Genomic DNA, 3034 nt, shown 5'->3' with positions numbered 1-3034 from the left:
TTCTTACTAGACGCCTACGCACTTATTTTTCGTGGTTATTATGCCCTCATAAAAAACCCAAGAATAAATTCTAAGGGTATGGACACTTCCGCCATTATGGGTTTTATGAATTCACTTTTTGATGTTATCAAACGTGAAAAACCTGACCACTTGGCTGTTTGCTTCGATAAAGGAGGAAGCGCCGAGCGAACAGAATTATTTCCGGAGTACAAGGCAAACCGAAATGAGACACCTGATGCCATAAAAATTGCCGTACCTTATATACAAGATATACTCAAGGCCATGCATATTCCATCTGTTGTTCTTGAAGGATGGGAAGCAGATGACATTATTGGCACCTTGGCAAAACAAGCTGAAAAAGAAGATTACAAAGTTTTCATGGTTACTCCTGATAAAGATTTTGGTCAGTTGGTTTCGGAAAACATATTCATGTATCGCCCAGCAAGAATGGGTAACGGTATAGAAATATGGGGAATTCCAGAAATACAAAAACGTTTTGGCGTGGAACGTCCCGAACAGGTAATTGATTACTTGGGAATGATGGGTGATGCGAGTGATAACATACCGGGATTACCGGGGGTTGGCGACAAAACCGCTAAGAAATTTATTGAACAATTTGGCTCTATGGAAGGCCTTTTAGCTAATACCGATAAGCTGAAAGGTAAAATGAAAGAAAAAGTTGAAGATAATAAGGAACTAGGTCTTCTTTCCAAAAAGCTTGCTACCATTTGTATCGAATGCGATGTTACCTTCAATGCGGAAGATTACGAAATGTCCGTTCCCGACAGCGAGAAAGTTCAAGTGATTTTTGAGGAACTTGAATTTAGACGGTTAAAAGATCAGTTCATTAAAATATTTTCGGGAGAAGCAGAACCCCAGACACAAGTAACTAGCACTGATACCGCAAAAAAAGAAGCAGTAACATCATCATCTGCCGGCAGCGGACAATTCTCTCTCTTTGGAGGCGATGGCGCAAGTGCTGCTACAATAACAGACAGTTCTAGTAGAAAAACGATTAAGGACATACCTCACGTTTACCAAAGTGTGGCTCCTGGCATGGCCATGAAACTATTTGTTCAAAATCTAATGAAACAGACTTCGGTTTGTTTTGATACAGAAACCACTTCTTTAAATCCGTTGGAGGCCCAACTTGTAGGTATTGCTTTTTCTTGGGAGGCCACAAAAGGATATTATATCCCATTTCCAGAAGACAAGGGAGAAGCCCAAGAACTTATAGAAATTTTACGCCCTTTCTTTGAGGAAGAAAACATTGAAAAAATAGGTCAAAACCTCAAATATGACATCAAGGTTTTAGATAAGTATGCTATTAAAGTAAAAGGAATGTTCTTTGATACCATGTTGGCGCATTACCTTATTAATCCTGATATGCGCCACAATATGGATGTACTTTCAGAAACATATTTGAACTACACCCCTATTTCAATAACCGAACTTATTGGAAAAAAAGGCAAGAACCAATTGAACATGCGTGATGTTCCCTTGGAAAAGCAAACAGAATACGCAGTAGAAGATGCCGATGTTACCTATCAATTGGCTGAACACTTCAGACCTGAGCTTGCTGAAGCAAAGACAGACGTGCTTTTTAAAGATATTGAAATACCATTGCTACACGTTTTGGCGGATATGGAACTAGAAGGCATCAATCTGGATGAGAAATTCTTGAATTCCCTTTCCGAAGACCTTAATAACGATATAAAAAATCTGGAAGAAAAAATCTATGAAGCAGCCGGTGAAGAGTTTAATATAGCATCACCAAAGCAACTAGGCGAAATTCTCTTCAGCAAAATGAAATTGGTAGATAAGCCTAAAAAAACCAAAACAGGTCAATTTTCTACAGCCGAAGATGTACTTTCTTATCTAGCTAAGGACCACGAAATCATTAAAAATGTATTGGATTACCGAGGGCTAGCAAAGCTGAAAAGTACCTATGTAGATGCATTACCAGAGCAAGTAGAACCAACAACAGGAAGAGTACATACGGATTATATGCAAACTGTAGCCGCTACCGGCCGATTGAGCAGTAACAATCCAAACCTACAGAACATTCCGATTCGCACGGAAAGAGGACGCCAAGTCCGAAAAGCCTTTGTACCTCGTGACGAAAATTATATTTTATTGGCAGCGGATTATTCCCAAATAGAATTACGAATTATTGCTGCATTAAGCGAAGAAACCACCATGATTGAAGCTTTCAAAAATGGCGAAGACATTCACGCTTCTACTGCTTCAAAAGTATTTAATGTGCCTATTGAAGATGTTACCCGAGAGCAGCGTAGCAATGCCAAGACCGTTAACTTCGGAATCATTTATGGAGTTTCGGCCTTTGGATTGAGCAACCAAACCGACTTATCCCGTTCGGAAGCCAAAGAGCTTATTGACACCTATTACAAAACCTATCCAAAGCTTCGTAGCTACATGAGCGATCAAGTAAATTTTGCTCGAGATAATGGCTATGTACAAACCGTTTTAGGCCGAAGACGTTATTTAAAAGATATTAACGGAAGTAATGCCATAGTACGCGGAGCTGCAGAACGTAATGCGGTTAACGCACCTATACAAGGTAGTGCTGCGGATATTATAAAGATTGCGATGATTAACATCCATAAAAAACTTGATGAAGGCAACTACAAATCCAAAATGCTTTTACAGGTACATGATGAATTGGTATTCGATATTTTCAAACCGGAATTAGATGAGTTAAAAGGTGTCATAAAATCTGAAATGGAGAATGCTTACAAATTATCGGTACCATTAGACGTAGAAGTTGGTGTAGGCCAAGATTGGTTGGAGGCGCATTAAATCTCATATTGAGACAGTTAGAAGAAATATTAAGGGCTTTTCGTCGAAAAATTGTGGTTACCAGAATATTAGGGTTTATCTTACGTTAGTTTTTCTTTAACATATCTCAACCCCATGATCATACGTTCCCTCGCGCCTCTAATAGTATTTTTTTGGTCAGTTTTTTCTTTTTCACAAACTAATCTATTTGAAAATGGCAGTTTAGAAAATTGGT

The 3034-nt window shown here is 38.8% G+C and carries 1 protein-coding gene; it reads left to right on the top strand.

Annotated features, from left to right (window positions below):
- Nucleotides 1–2820 (top strand): DNA polymerase I (gene polA, locus ACSHWW_RS14355; protein WP_435683157.1); only part of this gene is annotated, 2820 nt, incomplete at its 5' end.
- Between the last annotated feature and the right edge of the window lie 214 nt (nucleotides 2821–3034).

Origin of the sequence: Nonlabens sp. (assembly GCF_051251825.1) — a bacterium.
Classification (GTDB): domain Bacteria; phylum Bacteroidota; class Bacteroidia; order Flavobacteriales; family Flavobacteriaceae; genus Nonlabens.
This window is presented reverse-complemented; position numbering and strand designations above follow the sequence as displayed.